The sequence below is a fragment of the Agrobacterium larrymoorei genome, from assembly GCF_037722385.1.
Lineage (GTDB): Bacteria > Pseudomonadota > Alphaproteobacteria > Rhizobiales > Rhizobiaceae > Agrobacterium > Agrobacterium larrymoorei_C.
Genome location: NZ_JBBKAQ010000009.1, coordinates 69,227 through 86,419, shown reverse-complemented (window position 1 = coordinate 86,419; position 17,193 = coordinate 69,227). Strand labels below are relative to the sequence as shown.

At 59.5% G+C, this 17,193-nt stretch carries 17 protein-coding genes; 8 read left to right on the top strand and 9 right to left on the bottom strand.

Annotation, left to right across the window (positions count from 1 at the left end; genetic code table 11):
* Nucleotides 1-14 precede the first annotated feature (14 nt).
* Both WKI41_RS12485 and WKI41_RS12480 read right to left on the bottom strand, forming a co-directional pair.
* Complete coding sequence (locus WKI41_RS12485; protein ID WP_340193830.1) at nucleotides 15-839, bottom strand: AraC family transcriptional regulator; 825 nt, start codon at nucleotides 837-839, stop codon at nucleotides 15-17.
* Between the two features lie 276 nt (nucleotides 840-1,115).
* Nucleotides 1,116-2,930, bottom strand: a complete 1,815-nt coding sequence (locus WKI41_RS12480; RefSeq protein ID WP_340193829.1) for a methyl-accepting chemotaxis protein — start codon at nucleotides 2,928-2,930, stop codon at nucleotides 1,116-1,118.
* Between the two features lie 359 nt (nucleotides 2,931-3,289).
* On the opposite strand from WKI41_RS12480, the gene WKI41_RS12475 reads away from it, so the two are divergent.
* Together WKI41_RS12475 and WKI41_RS12470 are read left to right on the top strand one after the other, a co-directional pair.
* Complete coding sequence (locus WKI41_RS12475; protein WP_425341029.1) at nucleotides 3,290-3,970, top strand: OmpW/AlkL family protein; 681 nt, start codon at nucleotides 3,290-3,292, stop codon at nucleotides 3,968-3,970.
* Nucleotides 3,971-4,397: 427 nt separating this feature from the next.
* Nucleotides 4,398-4,844 (top strand): glyoxalase superfamily protein, encoded by a 447-nt coding sequence (locus WKI41_RS12470; protein ID WP_340193828.1) that lies wholly within the window; start codon nucleotides 4,398-4,400, stop codon nucleotides 4,842-4,844.
* 66 nt (nucleotides 4,845-4,910) lie between these two features.
* On the opposite strand, the gene WKI41_RS12465 is transcribed toward WKI41_RS12470, so the two are convergent.
* The 3 genes from WKI41_RS12465 to WKI41_RS12455 all read right to left on the bottom strand — a co-directional run bounded on the left by WKI41_RS12465 (nucleotide 4,911) and on the right by WKI41_RS12455 (nucleotide 8,195).
* Entirely contained in the window at nucleotides 4,911-5,900 is a 990-nt protein-coding gene (locus WKI41_RS12465) for a WD40 repeat domain-containing protein (RefSeq protein WP_340193827.1), read from the bottom strand.
* Between the two features lie 253 nt (nucleotides 5,901-6,153).
* The gene (locus tag WKI41_RS12460) at nucleotides 6,154-7,287 is read right to left on the bottom strand and encodes a CobW family GTP-binding protein (RefSeq protein WP_340193826.1); all 1,134 of its coding nucleotides are present in this window, start codon (nucleotides 7,285-7,287) and stop codon (nucleotides 6,154-6,156) included.
* Nucleotides 7,288-7,400: 113 nt separating this feature from the next.
* A complete protein-coding gene (locus tag WKI41_RS12455) occupies nucleotides 7,401-8,195 on the bottom strand; it encodes a creatininase family protein (protein WP_425341027.1) in 795 nt (264 codons plus the stop codon).
* 79 nt (nucleotides 8,196-8,274) lie between these two features.
* Between WKI41_RS12455 and WKI41_RS12450 the strand changes: the two genes are divergently transcribed.
* The 3 genes from WKI41_RS12450 (at nucleotide 8,275) to WKI41_RS12440 (ending at nucleotide 11,058) form a co-directional block, all read left to right on the top strand.
* Nucleotides 8,275-8,784: a MarR family winged helix-turn-helix transcriptional regulator gene (locus tag WKI41_RS12450; RefSeq protein WP_340193825.1), complete on the top strand. Its 510-nt coding sequence runs from the start codon at nucleotides 8,275-8,277 to the stop codon at nucleotides 8,782-8,784.
* Nucleotides 8,785-8,906: 122 nt separating this feature from the next.
* Complete coding sequence (locus tag WKI41_RS12445) at nucleotides 8,907-9,929, top strand: LacI family DNA-binding transcriptional regulator (RefSeq protein ID WP_340193824.1); 1,023 nt, start codon at nucleotides 8,907-8,909, stop codon at nucleotides 9,927-9,929.
* 166 nt (nucleotides 9,930-10,095) lie between these two features.
* A complete protein-coding gene (locus WKI41_RS12440) occupies nucleotides 10,096-11,058 on the top strand; it encodes a 2-hydroxyacid dehydrogenase (RefSeq protein WP_340193823.1) in 963 nt (320 codons plus the stop codon).
* Nucleotides 11,059-11,080: 22 nt separating this feature from the next.
* Here the strand turns inward: WKI41_RS12440 and WKI41_RS12435 are convergent, their stop codons facing one another.
* Complete coding sequence (locus WKI41_RS12435; RefSeq protein ID WP_340193822.1) at nucleotides 11,081-11,836, bottom strand: gamma-glutamyl-gamma-aminobutyrate hydrolase family protein; 756 nt, start codon at nucleotides 11,834-11,836, stop codon at nucleotides 11,081-11,083.
* Nucleotides 11,837-12,134: 298 nt separating this feature from the next.
* On the opposite strand from WKI41_RS12435, the gene WKI41_RS12430 reads away from it, so the two are divergent.
* Nucleotides 12,135-13,241: a TRAP transporter substrate-binding protein DctP gene (locus WKI41_RS12430; protein ID WP_340193821.1), complete on the top strand. Its 1,107-nt coding sequence runs from the start codon at nucleotides 12,135-12,137 to the stop codon at nucleotides 13,239-13,241.
* A gap of 165 nt (nucleotides 13,242-13,406) precedes the next feature.
* Here WKI41_RS12430 and WKI41_RS12425 read toward each other — a convergent pair whose 3' ends face one another.
* Together WKI41_RS12425 and WKI41_RS12420 are read right to left on the bottom strand one after the other, a co-directional pair.
* The gene (locus WKI41_RS12425; RefSeq protein WP_340193820.1) at nucleotides 13,407-14,909 is read right to left on the bottom strand and encodes a TRAP transporter large permease subunit; all 1,503 of its coding nucleotides are present in this window, start codon (nucleotides 14,907-14,909) and stop codon (nucleotides 13,407-13,409) included.
* A 26-nt stretch (nucleotides 14,910-14,935) separates the two neighbouring features.
* The gene (locus tag WKI41_RS12420; protein ID WP_340193819.1) at nucleotides 14,936-15,475 is read right to left on the bottom strand and encodes a TRAP transporter small permease subunit; all 540 of its coding nucleotides are present in this window, start codon (nucleotides 15,473-15,475) and stop codon (nucleotides 14,936-14,938) included.
* Nucleotides 15,476-15,902: 427 nt separating this feature from the next.
* Between WKI41_RS12420 and WKI41_RS12415 the strand changes: the two genes are divergently transcribed.
* Together WKI41_RS12415 and WKI41_RS12410 are read left to right on the top strand one after the other, a co-directional pair.
* On the top strand, nucleotides 15,903-16,124 hold the full coding sequence (locus WKI41_RS12415) for an aa3-type cytochrome c oxidase subunit IV (RefSeq protein WP_340193818.1): 222 nt from the start codon (nucleotides 15,903-15,905) through the stop codon (nucleotides 16,122-16,124).
* Nucleotides 16,125-16,208: 84 nt separating this feature from the next.
* Entirely contained in the window at nucleotides 16,209-16,742 is a 534-nt protein-coding gene (locus WKI41_RS12410; RefSeq protein ID WP_340193817.1) for a hypothetical protein, read from the top strand.
* Between the two features lie 72 nt (nucleotides 16,743-16,814).
* On the opposite strand, the gene WKI41_RS12405 is transcribed toward WKI41_RS12410, so the two are convergent.
* The gene (locus WKI41_RS12405; protein WP_340193816.1) at nucleotides 16,815-17,156 is read right to left on the bottom strand and encodes a winged helix-turn-helix transcriptional regulator; all 342 of its coding nucleotides are present in this window, start codon (nucleotides 17,154-17,156) and stop codon (nucleotides 16,815-16,817) included.
* Between the last annotated feature and the right edge of the window lie 37 nt (nucleotides 17,157-17,193).

The following is a 17,193-nucleotide window of genomic DNA, read 5'->3' as shown; positions in this document are numbered from 1 at the left end:
AGGTCGGCGGCCCCTCACGAAACGATCGGAATCCAGATTTCCACCTCGCCGCGACCGGTGCGACCATCGAAGCGGTGGTCGTAGCGTTCGAAATCCGGTGCGTTCGCGCTTTCAAGTCCGGCCTCCGGCAGCGCCTTGTTCCAGATCGTATAGACCGTCTTGCCGATATCGGAGATATGGCCGCTGTGGGTAAAGACGGCGTAGGTTTGCGCGGGCATGTCGATATGCTCCATGCCCGGTGTCGATCCGGTTGCCTCGATACCGGCAATGTAGCGGAAGTTACCGGCGCCGTCGCCCATGCAACAGACGCCGTAAACCGGGCCGGGCACAGGGTTCTGTACCTCGCCCTCGCGCTCCATGAAAGCTCCCCAGAGCGCGGGGATCTCGCCGGTCTTGTCGAAGGCGCAATCGAGACCGAGACCGACAACGCGAAAGGCTGCACGTTCTTCTCGGCGGGGTGCCGCAAGCGGAACGATCATATCCTTGTTCATTTCAAAAGGCTCCATGAGATCGAGAGTTGCGATGGACCGCTCGCTTCTAAGGCTGCTTGGCGTGGTGCCGAAGTAGCTGGTGAAGGCGCGGGTGAAGGCCTCGTGAGAACCATAGCCCGCATCCACCGCAATGGCTATGATGCTATCCCGACCGGACGCTATGGCGCGCGCTGCAACCGACAGTCGTCTCGCGCGGGCATAGGTCATGATCGACATGCCCGTCGCAAGCTGAAAGACCCGGCACATGTGGTGAAGGTTGACGGCACAACGCCTGGAGAGAGACGGTAGCGAGAGATCGGATTTGAGGTCTGTCTCGATCTGCCAGATCAGTCTTTCCAGTACGGCCATGGGTTCTCCTGTCCTCCACCCGTTCCTTATTGCGGATCGGCAAAGGCAGCGCTTGATCGCATTTGACTTTGCGACGAGGCGTGAAGCAAGAGGCGGATGGCCTAAAAAGCAAGAAGCGTGGTGCGATCCCTGAAATCGCACCACGCCCCTAGAGTGCCGCGCGTCTTATTGAATCCACCAAGGACGCTCTGAATTCTTTGATCTACGCATCTTGCTTCTCCGAAAATCGATTCCGATTTTCGGGCCGATGCTGTGGTCTCTCATTTCGGCTGCCGATCAGGCGGCGCGTCGCGTCGCGGTGTGGCCGTTGGCGCCGATATCGAAGCGGCCGGCTAGCGAGGCGAGGGTATGGGCGGCCTCGGCGAGGTTCTGGGTGGCGGCGTTGGTTTCTTCCACCATGGCGGCGTTGTGCTGGGTCATCTGGTCAAGCGTGTTGACGCTGGTGTTGATTTCCGACAGGCCCACGGATTGTTCGCGCGCGGCGGTGGCGATGCTGTCGATGTTGAGATCGATGCGCGAAACCACGGCTTCGATTTCGGCCAGAACCGCGCCGGTCGATTGCACGAGATCCACGCCGTCCGCCACTTCCTGGCCGGATTTGGCAACGAGCTGCTTGATCTCATTGGCGGCGGCGGCGGAGCGCTGCGCCAGTTCGCGCACTTCCTGGGCGACTACGGCAAAACCCTTTCCGGCCTCACCCGCACGGGCGGCTTCCACGCCGGCATTCAGCGCCAGAAGGTTGGTCTGGAAGGCGATGTTGTCGATTGCGCCGATGATCGAGCCGATTTCGCCGGATGCGGTCTCGATGCGGTGCATGGCGGTAATAGCCTTTCCGACGACTTGCGACGAATGGACAGCGGCGTTGCGGGCGTCCTTGACCAGATTGCGGGCATCTTCGATGCGCTCCACGGCGGCCTTTCCGGTGGAGGTGACCTGCTCGAGGGCGGCGGCCGTTTCTTCCAGTGCCGCGGCCTGTTGTTCGGTGCGCCGCGCCAGATTGTCGGCACCGCCGCGCAGGTCCTGGCCCTGGCGGTTCAGGTGATCGGTCTCCGACAGCACATCGCGAAGGGTCAGGCGCAGGGTGGAAATCGACTCGTTGAAATTCTGTCGCAGCGTCTCAAAGCGCGGATGGAACGGTTGATCGAGGCTGCGGCTGAGATCGCCGGTGGCAAGCTGGCTCAAGCCACTGCCCAGTTGCTCCACGGCAAAGCGCAGTGCATCGGCATCGGCCAGGCGTTCGCGCTCGCGCTCCTGGCGCTCGCGATCGCTCGACTGACGCGCCTCTTCAGCTTCACTTTCAAGCCGCCGCTTGGCAAGTCCGGCATCACGGAAGATCGCAAGGGCCTTTGCCATCGCGCCGATCTCGTCCTGGCGAACAAGATGCGGCGGAGCATCCTTCAGATCGCCATCCGCCATCTTCGTCATGGCATTCGTCATGTCGCCCAGCGGACGAATGGCGCGGCGTCTGGTAAACAGGGTGGAGGCAATACACAGCAGAATGAGGAAGACGCCGAGCCCGTAGCTCGCGCCCTGCAGCAGGCTCGTCTGTGAGGCGGCAAAGGCCTCTTTCTCCTTGCCGAAGACGTTGCCCATGGCCACTAGTTCGTTGACGGCGGCTTCATGGCGGTGGAATTTGAGGCGTAGCGCGCTCAATGAGGCGACGATCGCATTGCGATCATTGGCCTGCAGGGCAGGAAGCGTGACGTCCTGCATTTCGCGCCAGAAGTCATCGCCCTTGATCAGCACGTCGTCCAGAAGCTTGGTCTTCAGGGAATCGGGAAGCGTCGTCGTTTTCCAATAGGCCCGGCGCTCCTCGTACTGGTCTTTGAGAACCTTCAGGCGCGGTGCGTTGACGGCCAGCGTGTCGGGATGGAGCGTGCTTTCATTGGCCAGCGCATAGCTTTCGATCACATAGAGCGGCGGCGGCAGAATATCGGCAATCAGGTCCTTGCTGTAGATGATATCCTCATAGATCGGGCCGTTGACCTTCAAGCGGTTCAGCGCGCCAGCGCCGGTGGCAAGCGTCAGGATGACGCCTGCGATCAGGACGATACCCGTGGCTGTGACGGCGGCCGAAATTGAAATACGCATCCCTTTAATCCTCCCAGCCCGGGCGCGCCGGATGCGGCGTGCAAGGGAAATTTCGCTTTGGTACGTTATACGTAGGATCAATAAGTGTATTTTGAATTAATTATGGTTAATAAGTATTTCATGTTTTAGTCTCGTCGAATTTACTGCAATTTTCGTTGCGCAGATCGCGAGCCGAGCGTCAGTCATCCACTTGGAAGGCGACGAATTCGCTCGATTGATCCACCTCAAATACCTCAACAGCACAACCCGCTAGGGATGAGGCGAACATCGCCGCTGTTTCGTTTCGCGCGCTAAACGCTGCGCGGAGCGGGCAAAAAGCGTGTTCATCGATCTGATCAAGGAGAGAAAACGTGTTTGCGATCATCCGAAGAGCCACCCTTCCGCTTGCCATCCTGTGCGGCATCCTGCCTGGCGCCACTATCGCTGCGGACTTGGCAACCGTTGCACCGACACCCACAGCGGAAGAGGCCATCGCCGCTTCCAGCCCATGGATGATCCGCGTTCGCGCGCTGGGCGTGCTGACCCATGACAGCGGCACGATCAATGGCGTGCCGGGTGCCGGGCTTTCCTATTCGGACACGGTGATCCCGGAATTGGATATCAGCTACTTCTTCACCGACAATATTGCCGCCGAACTCATTCTCGGCACGACCTTTTCCAGGATCAACACGACGGGGGCGCTCGGCGAAATCGATGTCGGCAAGACCTGGCTTCTGCCGCCGACGCTCACGCTGCAATATCACTTCACCGATTTCGGTGCCTTCAAGCCCTATGTGGGTGCCGGTTTGAACTACTCGCTCTTCTATCACCAGAGCGAAAAGCCGGGCTTCAGCAATCTCGACGTCAAGAACGAGTTCGGCGCAGCACTCCAGGTGGGCTTCGACTATATGGTGACGAAGAACTGGGGCGTGAACTTCGACGTGAAGAAGATCTTTCTCGAGACCAAATGGACAGCGACGAGTGACGCGTTCGGTGACATCAGCGGCAAGGCGAAGATTGATCCGTGGCTGGTGGGCGCGGGGGTGACCTATCGGTTTTGAGGGTACAGGGGAGGGCGTCGCTGGAGGGTGCGGCCCCTTTTCCCGTTCATGCGCCACGCTCTCCACCGTCATCCTCGCCCCTGAGGCGAGGATCCAATTATTCGCGATAGAGTCAACGGCTTATGGATCCTCGGGTCGAGCCCGAGGATGACGGAGGTGGGAGTGGAGCGCCTCAGTTCCACCGCGTCGTTGCGGTATCGGCACCTCACAGTCCTCATCTTAACGCGCTGCCTTCAGCCGAAATTGACCGCTCCTCACAAATCCGCTAAACACCTCGGCAGGTCGAGAGTGCCTGCCGTCCGCGAGCGTCAAAGCTTTGGTGAAACTCTCTGTCAAACCTCCGATACGGTCATTCCTTTTTCAGGCATGCAGACGGTGGCAATGCGGACCCCTCCTCGACACTGTATGCCGATGCAGGAGAACCGCCATGCGGAACACGACATCCCCTCTACCCAGTCTTGATACTCTGAAAGACCAGGCCAAGCGTTTACGCGCAAGCCTTGGCGAGGACGGCACGACGATCGGCCACTCGCGCGCGCTGGAACTGGTCGCGGCGCAATACGGCTACCGCGACTGGAACACGCTTCATGCGGCGGTCGGCAATCGCCCGCCGTTCAACCCTTACATGCTGGGCTCGCGGATCAGCGGCTTTTATCTCGGCCAGCCGTTTACCGGTGCCATTCTCGGCGTCCAGTCGCTCGGCGGCGATCCGGAGCGCTATCGTCTGACGATGCATTTCGACGATCCGGTCGATGTCGTCACCTTCGACAGCTTCTCCGCCTTTCGCCAGCGGGTCCACTGCAATGTGGATGCGAGCGGTCGAACGACGGAGCGGACCTCCGACGGGCGGGCGCAGGTGGAGCTTACCTGGTAAAAGCGCAGGCGCGTCCAGTGATGATTTCAGCACCGGATGCGCTATCGCTGCAGAGGTCTTGTGTTGTTACGCCGAGATGTCGACGATGCCGCAATCGCCAGCCTCTGAGGCGAAGGCGAGCAGCTTGCCGGTGGCGCTCCAGGAGAGGCCGGAGATGGCGCCCTTGCCGGGGCGGCGCAGCAGCGCTTCCTTGCCGTCGACCATGCGCACGCCTAAAATCATGCCGTCGATGAAGCCGATGGCGAGCACGTCGTCGCTCGGATGGAAGGCGACTTGCGTCGCCATGATATTGCCGCGGGTGCCGAGTTCTTCCGGCGGCTTGCCCATAGGGCCATCCTTGCCGGAGAACGGCCAGACGATGGCGGCCGGTGCGCCGGACGAGGCGAGCCATTTGCCCTTCGGCGACCAGGAGAGCGATTTTACCTTGGCCGGATAGCCGGTCATGCGCATGTGTCGGGCGTCGGCACCCTTCGGCGCATCGAGCTTCCAGCCATGCAGCGCATTTTCCTGCATGGTGGTGACGAGGAAGCGGCCATCGGGAGAATAGGTGACGCCGGTATGGGCGCCCTTCCATTCCAGATCGACAGGATCTCCGGCGGTCGCGACCCAATGCAGCGTGACGCCATTATAACGGGCAGCAGCGATGCGCAGGCCCTTCGGCGCAAACGCGATCGCCTCGACTGTGCGCTCTTCCTTGAATTCCTTGGTGGTGCCGTCCGCAAGCCGGACGAAGCTTGATTTGCCGACGGCATAGGCCACGGCATTTTGCGGCCCACCAGCGACCACGCTGATCCATTTGCGCGGTATGTGGGCAAGCTCGGTGATCGTGCCATCGTGACCGATGCGCTGCACCTTGCCGTCCTCACCGCCCGTCAGAAGCGTGGCGCTGTAAGGATCACGAATACAGGTGAGCAGGCCCTCATGGGCCTCCGTTACCTTTTCCCCGCCATCGAGCCGATGAATGGTGCCAGCGGCGGTGGCAAACAGCGGGATATCGCCCAGAAAATGCGCCGCGACGACGTGGCCTTCAAGGTCAAGAGGAGCAACGGTGGGCATGGGCAATGAGTCTTTCGTCTTTTTGAGTTTTGGCTGCGGGCGTTGTGGAGACTAGGCCTCTCGGTCATCATGGTCGGCCCCCGGGTCTCGCCCGAGGGTGACCCGACCATCCATCCCGCCTGTTCCGTATAGAGTGTGTGGCGTGGATCCTCGGGTCAAGCCCGAGGATGACAGGAGAGGGGGCTGGCAACAGATTGCCTCAAGTCGGGCTAGTTTGGGCTGAACCGGCTCAGGTTGATTGTCGCTGGACCGGTTAAGCCTTCGCTTCACACGCATGGAAGCTGGCTTCCAGCTTGGCGCGGTCGAGTTCGCGGCCGATGAAGACGAGGCGGCTTTCGCGCTTTTCGCCATCCTTCCACGGGCGCTGGTGGTCGCCCTCGATGATCATGTGCACGCCCTGCACCACGTAACGGTCGGCATCGCCCTTGAAGGCGATGATGCCCTTGAGGCGCAGGATGTTCGGACCGTCGGTCTGCGTCACCTTCTGGATCCAGGGGAAGAAGCGTTCAGGGTTCATCTCGCCACCACGCAGCGAAACCGACTGGACCGTTACGTCATGGATGGGCGATGGCGCTGCATGGTCATGATCATGGTCGTGATGATGGTGATCATGGTCATGCCCGTGGTGATCGTGGCCGTGATCATGCCCATGATGGTGATGATCATGATCGTGGTGGTGATGGTCGCAATCCGGGCCGCAGACATGATCTTCATGGCCGTGCTCGAGGAAGTGCGGATCGTTTTCCAGCGCGCGTTCCAGATTGAAGGCACCCTGATCCAGCACGCGAGCGAGATCGACGCCGGAGCGTTCGGTCTTGTAGATGCGGGCCGACGGGTTGATGGCGCGCACGATATCTTCGATGCGGGCCAGCTCTTCCTTGGTGACGAGGTCGCTCTTGTTGATGACGACGACATCGGCAAAGGCGATCTGGTCTTCGGCCTCGCGGCTGTCCTTCAGGCGCAGCGGCAGGTGCTTGGCATCGACGAGTGCGACGACGGCATCGAGCTCGGTCTTGGCGCGTACATCGTCATCCATGAAGAAGGTCTGGGCGACGGGAACCGGATCGGCAAGGCCGGTGGTTTCGACAATGATGCCATCGAAACGGCCCGGACGGCGCATCAGGCCTTCGACGACGCGGATCAGGTCACCGCGCACCGTGCAGCAAATGCAGCCATTGTTCATCTCGTAGATTTCCTCGTCGGATTCCACGATCAGGTCGTTATCGATGCCGATCTCGCCGAACTCGTTGACGATGACCGCATATTTCTTGCCGTGGTTCTCCGTCAGGATGCGGTTCAGCAACGTGGTCTTGCCGGCACCCAGATAGCCGGTCAGCACGGTGACGGGAATGGGCTTTGCAGCAGCGGCGGTGTTTGTTTCGGTCATGGGAAACCTCGATAGGCGGCCGGGTGGCGCGACAGACAAAATGTTGCCGTTCATATAGGCTCGCGAAGAAGGCAGTTCAAAGAAATTCTGTTCAAGAATTTTGATGCTGCGGCTCAATGCCGATCGAAGGCCGTTACATCGAAGGCGCGGACGTCCTCCAGAAGCGCGATCAGGCCGCGCACCGAATGGGCGATAATCTGTTCGCCCTTCTCGGCGGTTGCGGCGGCGGCGTTTCCGGCGACGCCGAGCGGGTTGAGATCGCTCATCATCCAGCCGAGTGCGTGTGGGCCATAGGCGCGCAGATGCGCAAAGCGGCTCATAAATTCGCTCTGGCGGGAGGAAAAGCTTGCTGCCTTTTCCATGACGACTTTATCGGGATCAAGCGCCAGCATGACGGAGGTTTCGATATCGCCGCCATGGATATCGATCGCCTTGTCTTCCGGCGCAATCAGCCCCTCGGGCAGGCCAAAGCGCGTCCAGCTGGTGGCGACGGCCAGCATGTTGAAGCGCTTGCGGGCTTCGGTCGCAACGATCGTGAGCAGGGGCGAATTGCCGCCATGGGCGTTCAGCATGACAAATTTGCGTATGCCTTTCTCATGCTCAGCGCGGGCGATCTCCAGCCAGCGATGGACGGCCTCATCGAAGGCGAGCGTCTTCGTGCCGGCGACATCCATATGTTCGATGGAATAGCCGACGGGTTCCACGGGCAGGAAGGTTACGGGAAAATCTGGCGGCAGGGCTTTCTTCAGGCGAGAGACGATGCCTTTGGCGATCAGCGTGTCGGTCTCGAAGGGCAGATGCGGGCCATGCTGCTCATGCGCGCCGAGCGGCAGCACGGCGATCATCTCGGAAGGCTCGAATCCGGCTGTTATCGTTTCGTCGTCAAATTGCGTGTATGTGTGTGGCATATGGCGATCCGCGCCTGTATTCGTTAGAAGTTACAACATCATATAGTCGTTTCGCGATCTGGCAAAAGGCACGGGCTGAATGAGCAAGGACAAGGCCTCCAAAAAGGACAAGGCGTCCAAGAAGGACAAGTCGCAGAAGAAGAAGGATATCGCCTTCAGCCCGGAGGAGCTGGCGCAATCCATCACCCAGGCCGCACGCTCCATGCGCACAGCACTCAGCCACAATCTGGCGGCGAGCGGCCTTTATGCCGGCCAGGACGGCGTGATCCTGGCGCTAGCGCAGGAAGGCAGCATGACGCCCGGCCAGATCGCCCAGAAGCTTGGCGTCAAGGCCCCGACCATGACCCGCACCATTGGCCGGATGGAAGCCCAAGGCTTCGTCGAGCGCAGTGCCGGCGAAGGCGATGGCCGCCTCACCATGGTGAAGCTCACCGAAGCCGGCCAGCAGAGCGTCGATCATATCAACACCTCGCTTGCTGCCTGCGGAGCACGTGCGGTCGAGGGATTGTCCGCCAAAGACGTGAAAAACGTCGTCAAGCTGCTGCGCACCATCGACGCCAATCTGCAGGCCTTCGATTTAATCGATTAAAGATTTGAAGGATCGGCTTTCAAGAGTTCGCAAAACCCTTAAACCAGTTGCGCCTTTTGTTTAAATTGTTTAGTCACAATTTAAATGTCGCCGACGGCGGCGCGCAATCTCGGGGAGGGGACATGGCGCAGAAGGTGAAGCTTTCCACGATTGCCGAAAGCCTGGGGCTTTCAACCGCAACCATTTCTTTGGCGCTGCGTGACAGCCCGCTTGTCGCATCCGATACCCGCGAGAAGATCAAGGAGCAGGCCCGCGCGCTGGGCTATATCTATAACCGCCGTGCTGCCAGCCTTCGCACCTCCCGCTCCGGCATCATCGGTGTTGTGTTTCACGACGTGATGAACCCGTTCTACGGCGAAATTCTCAAAGCCATCGAAAGCGAACTCGACCGCAGCCGGCAGACCTTCATTCTGTCCAACCATTACGACTCGGTGGAAAAGCAGCGCACATTTTTGGAAACGTTGCTGCAGCTCGGCAGCGATGGCGTGATCATGTCTCCGGCGATCGGAACGCCGACGGAAGATCTGAAGCTCGCGGAAGAAAACGGCATGCCGGCCATTCTGGTGGCGCGTTCCATGGATGGCGTCGATATGCCGACCTTCCGCGGTGACGACAGCTATGGCATCTCGCTTGCCACCAACCATCTGATCAGCCTCGGCCACCGCACCATTGCCATGGTGGGTGGCACCGATCAGACGTCCACCGGCCGTGACCGCTATCAGGGTTATGTGAATGCACTGCGCAAGGCGGGCATCGAGGTCGATCCGAACCTGCGCATCCCCGGCGCCCGCTCCAAGCAGGGCGGCTTCGAAGCGGCAGTCAACTTCCTGTCGCTGCCGCAAAAGCCGACAGCAGCAGTGTGCTGGAACGACCTAGTCGCCATCGGCCTAATGAATGGCGTTTCGCGTGCAGGCTTCGTGCCGGGCAAGGATATTTCCGTTACCGGCTATGACGATCTGGAAGAGGCGTCGATTTCCACGCCGTCGCTGACGACCGTGTCCAACGGCCAGGCGGAAGTGGGGCGGCTTGCGGCGCGCGCGTTGCTCGACAGGCTGGCGGGCAGCCATGAGCCGGACGGCATTCACCTGATCAAGCCGGAAATGCGCATTCGCCAATCCACCGGCCCATGCATTCCACGGCATTGATGAGGAACAGTACCGTTCTCGTCCATTAGCGGGTTTTGATTTTGGCCCGCATCGGTTAGCCTTTCCCATCGCAAAGCGGTATCGCCGCTTTGAAGCGTCATGCATTTCCATGTGAGCGTCACTCGCCGTCGTTTGGAAATGCGCATTGCAGGAGGAAGCACCGTCCATGTCAGATCAAAAGCCCGTCGTTCTCGTTCCGGGAAAAATCCATCCGCGCGTTCTTGAGCGCTTTGAAGGCAAGGTGGAGATCGTTTCCGCACCGGTCGGTGCGACGCTCACCATCTCGCCCGATGTGGCGGAGCGCGTCCGCGCGGTCGCGGTTTCCGGCAGCGTCAATGCCGCCTGGATCGATGCATTGCCGAAGCTTGAGATCATTGCCAATTTCGGTGTGGGCTATGATGGCGTGGACGCCAAGCATGCGGCCACGCGTGGCATCATCGTGACCAACACGCCGGATGTGTTGAACGACGAAGTGGCCGATACGACGATTGCGCTTTTGATCAACACGGTGCGCCGCCTCTATCAGGCCGAGAGCTATCTGCGCGAGGGTAAGTGGGTGAAGGAAGGGCCGTTTGCGCTCTCGCCCTTCTCGCTGCGTGGCCGCAAAGTCGGCCTCTTCGGCATGGGCCGCATTGGCCAGGAAATCGCCAAGCGCCTGGAGCCCTTCAAGGTGGAGATCGGCTATCACACCCGCAGCAAGCGCGACGAGTTGTCCTACACCTATTACGCCTCGCTGAAGGAAATGGCGAGCGCGGTCGATATCCTCATCTGCATCGTCCCGGGTACGCCGGAAACGCACAAGGCCATCAATGGCGAAATTGTATCGGCGCTTGGCGCAAACGGCGTGTTCATCAATGTCGGCCGCGGCTCCAGCGTGGATGAGGATGCGTTGATCAAGGCTTTGCAGGATGGCACGCTGGGTGCCGCCGGTCTCGACGTGTTCTATTCGGAGCCGAAGGTGCCCGAAGCGTTGCTGGCATTCGACAATGTTTCGCTCCTGCCGCACGTCGCCTCCGCTTCGGTGCCGACCCGCAACGCCATGGCGGATCTGGTGGCGGACAATGTTCTCGGCTGGCTTTCGGAGCGCAAGGTGATCACACCGGTGCCGGAAACGCCGGTGAAGGGATGATCGCAAAGGGGAGCGAGGCGTTTTACGCCTTGCTCGCCTGATACTCCCGAACGGCCTTGCCGAAGGCTTCGAAGAGCGCCCGCGACGGGCCATCGGTTTCGGCCCAATATTCCGGATGCCACTGCACGCCGATGGCAAAGCCCTTGGCATCGATGACCGACACCGCCTCGATGGTGCCGTCTTGCGCTGTCGCTTCCACCTGCAGCCGTGGTGCCGTCTCGGCAATGGCCTGGCGGTGGACCGAGTTGATCTGGATTTCGCCGGACAAGCCCAGATGCTGCGCGATGCACGAGCCTTCGCGCACATGCACCGGCTGGCGGATGCTGAACATCACGTCGCGCTCCGTCGTCTCCGGCTTGCGGTGGTCCCAGCGGCCTGGCAGTTCCTGAATTTCGCTGGCAAGCGTGCCGCCAAGTGCCACGTTCAACTCCTGAATGCCGCGGCAGATGGCGAGCATGGGAATGCCGCGATCGATCGCGCGGCAGATGAGGTCGAGGCTCGTCGCGTCGCGCCCGGCATCGAAGGGGCCATCGGCGTCGGTTGCTTGCTCGCCATAGAGCGAGGGGTGCACATTGCTGGCCGAGCCGGAGACGAGCAGCCCATCCACCCGGTCGAGAATGGCATCGACCTCATTGCCGCTCTCGAAAGCCGGCACGATCAAAGACATGACGCCGGCAACGTTTAGCGCCGCTTTGAGATACTGCGTCTGCGCCGCGTGCCACTCGGCACCATCCACCTGTTTGATATCGGCAGGGATCGCGATGATGGGCTTCGACATGATGGCTCCGGACGTGCTGCGCTTCTCAAATACACTGCCGTCAGTGAAGCCGACGGGGTGGATTCGTCAAGCACTCTCTTTGCGTAAGTGACGAAATTTATTGGTCTAAAGTATAAGATCGTCTGGCTTGGATGATCGACTTTCCTTCACGGCAGTCAATTTTATCGCCACCAAGCATGTCGGAAAATTTATTCTTCGATCCGCCGCTTGTCAGTTGCCATGACCCATGCTTTTCTCAAGCCATCTCGTGTGGGGGAGGAAGCCGCACGGTGAGATGGTTCGTATCTGGGAGGATAATATGGATCGACGTTCATTCATCAAAAAGGGCGCGCTTGCGGGCACGGGCGCTGCAGCGGCAACGGTTTTGGCCGCACCGGCAATCGCGCAGGAAAATGCCAAGATCACCTGGAGGCTGACCTCCTCGTTTCCGAAATCGCTCGATACGATCTTCGGCGGTGCGCAGGATATCGCCAACCACGTGAAGGCCGCGACCGACGGCAATTTCAACATTCAGGTGTTCGCGGCAGGCGAAATCGTGCCCGGTCTGCAGGCAGCCGATGCTGTCTCCTCCGGCACGGTGGAAATGTGCCACACCTGCTCCTATTACTATGTCGGCAAGGACCCGACCTTCGCAATCGGCACCGCCATCCCCTTCGGCCTGAACGCGCGTCTGACCAATTCCTGGTTCTATGAAGGCAATGGCAACACGCTGATGAACGAGTTTTATGCCAAGCATAAGCTCTATGGCATGATCTCCGGCAATACCGGCGTGCAGATGGGTGGCTGGTTCCGCAAGGAAATCAACACCGTGGACGACCTCAAGGGCGTGAAGATGCGTATTGCCGGTCTCGCCGGCAAGGTGGTCGAAAAGCTTGGCGTCGTGCCGCAGCAGATCGCCGGCGGCGATATCTACCCGGCGCTGGAAAAAGGCACGATCGACGCGGCTGAGTGGGTCGGTCCCTATGACGACCATAAGCTTGGCTTCCAGAAGGTGGCGAAGTATTACTACTACCCGGCCTTCTGGGAAGGCGGTCCGGTCATCCATTCCTTCGTCAACCTGGACAAATGGAACAGCCTGCCGAAGAACTATCAGGCCGTGCTGCAGGACGCCTGCTCATTTGCCAACACCAACATGCTTGCGAAGTACGACGCCAGAAACCCGAAGGCGATCAAGCAGATCGTCTCCGAAGGTGCCATGCTGCGGCCCTTCAACCAAGGGATTCTGGATGCCTGCTACAAGGCCGCACTCGAAGTCTACGCGGAAATCTCCGCCGTCAATCCCGACTTCAAGAAGGTCTATGACGACCAGACTGCCTTCAAGCGCGAAGGGTATCTGTGGATGCAGTTGGCGGAATACACCTATGATACGTTCATGATGATCCAGCAGCGTAACGGCAAGCTCTGAAGTTATCTGTAGGATTAATTGGAAGCCCGGATCGAAAGGTCCGGGCTTTTTTCATTTGGGTAGCACTGAGGCAGTACGGCGGCCTGCTTGAAAACTGAAAAGGCAGGGCGCTTCCGCCCCGCCTTCCGATCGATACCTGTCAAAGCACTGAGAGGATCAGTCCGATCAAGGATTGATCTTCGGTGGTTCGTTGAGGTTCGGCATGCCGGGAAGGCCGTTGCCGCCGCCTTGGCCGGGCGCGAGGTCCATGGGTGGCAAGCCGAAATTCGGCATGGTGTTGCCGCCCTGGTTGCCGAAGCCGGGGACTTCGATCTTGATGGTGTTGAGGTCGACTTCAGGTGTCTTGTCCAGCCAGTAGGTGACGGATTCCGGCCAGAAGATGACGATGGCGACGAGGATCAGCTGCATGCCGAGCCAGGGGATCGCACCCATGTAAATGTCCGAGGTCTTTACCGTGCGTGGCGCAATCGAGCGTAGGTAGAAGAGCGCGAAGCCGAAGGGCGGGTGCATGAAGCTCGTCTGCATGTTGATGCACAGCAGCACGCCGAACCAGATCAGATCGATGCCGAGAGCTTGCGCAATCGGCGCCAGCATCGGCACGACGATGAAGGCGATCTCGAAGAAATCGAGGAAGAAGGCGAGGAAGAAGATGAAGATGTTGACGAAGATCAGGAAGCCGATGGGGCCGCCCGGAATGCCCGACAGCATGTGCTCGATCCACAGCGATCCATCCATGCCCTGAAATACCAGCGAGAAGCAGGTGGCGCCGACCAGAATGAACACCACCATCGAGGTGATGTGCATGGTGGAATGCATGCCCTGTTTGATGAGATCCCAGGTCAGGCGGCGGTGGGCGGCGGCAAGCGCCATGGCGCCGACGACGCCGAGCGCACCTGCTTCGGTTGGCGTTGCAAGGCCAAGGAAGATCGTGCCGAGAACCAGGAAGATCAGCACGATGGACGGGATCATGCCGCCCAGAACCTTCAGCACCAGTGCCCGGTTCAGCTCTCCGCGCGCTTCCGGCGGAAGCGCTGGAACATCCTTCGGCCGGAAGACCGAGAGGAAGAGGATGAAGAGCATGAAGATTGCGACCTGCAGGAAGGACGGGCCGATGGCGCCGAGATACATGTCGCCGACGGAGCGACCGAGCTGGTCGGCCAGAACGATGAGAACGAGAGACGGCGGGATGACCTGCGTGATGGTGCCGGATGCGGCGATCACGCCAGTGGCGACACGCGGATTATAACCGTATTTCAGCATGATCGGCAGGGAGATGACGCCCATGGTGATGACCGAGGCCGCCACCGTGCCGGTGATGGCGCCGAGGACGGCACCGACCAGGATGACCGCATAGGCCAGACCGCCGGGGATCGCTCCGAAGAGCTTGCCCGTTCCCTCCAGCAAATCCTCCGCCAGACCGCATCGCTCAAGAATGGCGCCCATGAAGGTGAAGAAGGGAATGGCGAGCAACAGATCGTTGGAGATGATGCCAAAGATGCGAAGCGGCAGCGCCTGCATGAAGGCCGGCGAGAAATGCTCGGTAAAGATGCCGATGACGCCAAAGAGAAGGCCGACGGTGGCAAGCGAAAAAGCAACCGGGAAACCGTAGAGCATGAAGATGATCATGCCCAGGAACATCGCCGGCGGAAGAATACCGTATTCGAACATCAGAATATCCTTAAAATGCGCCGGCGTTACTGGAGCGGTTTTTCGTATTTGGTGTCGAGCTGGTAGAGCCCGTTCAGCGCACCGATGCGCTTCACCAATTCGGATATTCCCTGAAGGACGAGGAGGGCGAAGCCCGCAAAGATGATGAGCTTGACCGGCCAGCGAATAAGGCCGCCGGCATTGGAGGAGATTTCATTCTGCTGCCAGGATAGAAGGAACACCGGCCAGCTGAGCCAGGCGAGATAGAAGCAGGCGGGAAGCAGGAAGAAAACGATGCCGATAATATCCACCCAGATGCGGGTGCGCGGTGCAATCGCGCCGTAGATGATATCGACGCGCACATGCTCATTCATCCGCAGCGTATAGGACGCGCCGATGAGAACGATGAAGCCGAACATATACCACTGAATCTCCAGAAGGCCGTTCGAGCTGTAATTGAAAAGATAACGCACGATGGCGTTGCCGGCGCTGACGAGGCAGCAGATCAGAACCAGATAGCCTGAGAATTTCCCCAGAGCTTCGCTCAACAGGTCGATGGCGCGGCTCAGTTTCAAAAGCGCGTGCATTGTTTTCCCCTTTCGATCCCTTTGCGGGTTTTCGAGGAGGAATTTTTATGGCGGAAACCTCAAGGCGAAACGTCCTCCCACGCCTGTTGCTCCCCACCAGAAATCCTCCCTCTGTGCATCGTTATGGGCAGGATTTACCAAAATCAACTAGGAAGAAGGTCGACCATGCGCCATCCCGTTCTTTCCTGTGTGCCGGTGGCGTGGATGTGACAAATACGCCGGTTTTCCAGGGCAGGGGCTCGTCGCGGAATGCCTGAACCGGGTGTCGTTTTTGCCGGACAAACAGTGTGTTACCCGCGTTGCGTCGGCGCCAAATTTTGTGTAGGTCTTGACGCGGAGCGTTCTGTCGCTTGCTTCGTTATCAGGGAAGACGCCATCGTTGAATGGGATGATGACGGCAAGCGTAGATCAATAGAGGGGAAATAACATGAGTGAACACCACAGCGGTCCCGTCGAAGTCGGTGCGAAGATGGAGTATTCCGAGCACGCCAAGACCTATAATGGTTTTCTGGTGGCTTCGAAATACGGCACCATGCTGGTGTGCATGCTGATGATCGGCATGGCCGTGGGCTTCTTCACCACGGGCGGCTTCTTCGGCGGACTGCTCGTCTTCCTCATTCTGTCGGCCGCAGGCTTCTTCATTCTCTAAGCCATCTCGGCCGTCATTCACGACAGCGCGGCAACCGTCGCGCTCTATGATACTCACCGTGATAAGATCGATGAGAGGCGTGTCATGAAGGCTCTGTTGCTGTCTGTGTTTCTGGCTCTCTGCTTCTGGCAGGGTGCTGCGGCGCGTGAATTCACCGCCAAGGAAAAGGCCGATCTTCAGGCGCAGATCGAGCGCTTCGAGACCGCGCTGAAGCAGGGCGACTTCAGCTTTGTCGGCGAATCCGTGCCGCCCAAGGTTCTTCAGCATATCGCCACCAAGGCTGGTGTCGACGTGGCGACGCTTCGAAGCGCGATGCAGACGCAGATGCAGATCGCGCTCGCCTCGGTCAAATTTCTCGATTTCGATATGGATGTCGACAAGGCCGCTTACAATGGGGCCCCTGATGGCACGCCCTATGTGCTGGTGCCTTCGCGCAGCCTGATGGAAACGAAGGGCCAGAAGATCGAGGCCAAGACCGCGACGCTGGCGCTGATCGATGACGGCAAGTGGTATCTGGTCAGGATAGACGATGCGCAGCAGATCAACATCGTGCGCGAGGTCTATCCGTCGCTTGCCAACGTTGAATTCCCGACCGGAACGATGGCGCCGGTGGAGTGATCCGCATCTGCTGATATTGCGCTTGCGAGGCCCGCTTGAGGGTGTGGACCTGTCATTTCGTGCGGGACTCTCTCATGACGGCGACGCCACAAGGTCCTGGACCTTGGCGCGGTTGGCATTTCCCCATTCGCATAAGGGAATGAGCGCCTTGACGAGCGTTTCCCCAAATGGCGTCAATTCATAATCGACCACCGGCGGTACGCATTGGTGGTCCCGGCGCGTCAGCACGCCCATGCCAACCAAATCGCGCAACTGCTGGATCAGCACCTTTTCGCTGATACCGCCAACGCGCCGCTTCAATTCCGAGAAGCGGGTGGGGCCTCCCTGCACATGATAGAGGATCAGCGGCTTCCATTTGCCGCCGACCACCTTCAGTGAAATATCGAGACCGCATTGCGGGTCAGTTTCGTCCATAAATCCACACTTACCTTTTGGTAGGTTCTAGCAAGAA

Excerpts from the sequence above, each read along its gene's own strand:
- WKI41_RS12485 (WP_340193830.1), bottom strand. The coding sequence starts at position 839 with ATGGCCGTACTGGAAAGACTGATCTGGCAGATCGAGACAGACCTCAAA.
- WKI41_RS12480 (WP_340193829.1), bottom strand. The coding sequence starts at position 2,930 with ATGCGTATTTCAATTTCGGCCGCCGTCACAGCCACGGGTATCGTCCTG.
- WKI41_RS12470 (WP_340193828.1), top strand. The coding sequence starts at position 4,398 with ATGCGGAACACGACATCCCCTCTACCCAGTCTTGATACTCTGAAAGAC.
- WKI41_RS12465 (WP_340193827.1), bottom strand. The coding sequence starts at position 5,900 with ATGCCCACCGTTGCTCCTCTTGACCTTGAAGGCCACGTCGTCGCGGCG.
- WKI41_RS12460 (WP_340193826.1), bottom strand. The coding sequence starts at position 7,287 with ATGACCGAAACAAACACCGCCGCTGCTGCAAAGCCCATTCCCGTCACC.
- WKI41_RS12455 (WP_425341027.1), bottom strand. The coding sequence starts at position 8,195 with ATGCCACACACATACACGCAATTTGACGACGAAACGATAACAGCCGGA.
- WKI41_RS12450 (WP_340193825.1), top strand. The coding sequence starts at position 8,275 with ATGAGCAAGGACAAGGCCTCCAAAAAGGACAAGGCGTCCAAGAAGGAC.
- WKI41_RS12445 (WP_340193824.1), top strand. The coding sequence starts at position 8,907 with ATGGCGCAGAAGGTGAAGCTTTCCACGATTGCCGAAAGCCTGGGGCTT.
- WKI41_RS12440 (WP_340193823.1), top strand. The coding sequence starts at position 10,096 with ATGTCAGATCAAAAGCCCGTCGTTCTCGTTCCGGGAAAAATCCATCCG.
- WKI41_RS12435 (WP_340193822.1), bottom strand. The coding sequence starts at position 11,836 with ATGTCGAAGCCCATCATCGCGATCCCTGCCGATATCAAACAGGTGGAT.
- WKI41_RS12430 (WP_340193821.1), top strand. The coding sequence starts at position 12,135 with ATGGATCGACGTTCATTCATCAAAAAGGGCGCGCTTGCGGGCACGGGC.
- WKI41_RS12425 (WP_340193820.1), bottom strand. The coding sequence starts at position 14,909 with ATGTTCGAATACGGTATTCTTCCGCCGGCGATGTTCCTGGGCATGATC.
- WKI41_RS12420 (WP_340193819.1), bottom strand. The coding sequence starts at position 15,475 with ATGCACGCGCTTTTGAAACTGAGCCGCGCCATCGACCTGTTGAGCGAA.
- WKI41_RS12415 (WP_340193818.1), top strand. The coding sequence starts at position 15,903 with ATGAGTGAACACCACAGCGGTCCCGTCGAAGTCGGTGCGAAGATGGAG.
- WKI41_RS12410 (WP_340193817.1), top strand. The coding sequence starts at position 16,209 with ATGAAGGCTCTGTTGCTGTCTGTGTTTCTGGCTCTCTGCTTCTGGCAG.
- WKI41_RS12405 (WP_340193816.1), bottom strand. The coding sequence starts at position 17,156 with ATGGACGAAACTGACCCGCAATGCGGTCTCGATATTTCACTGAAGGTG.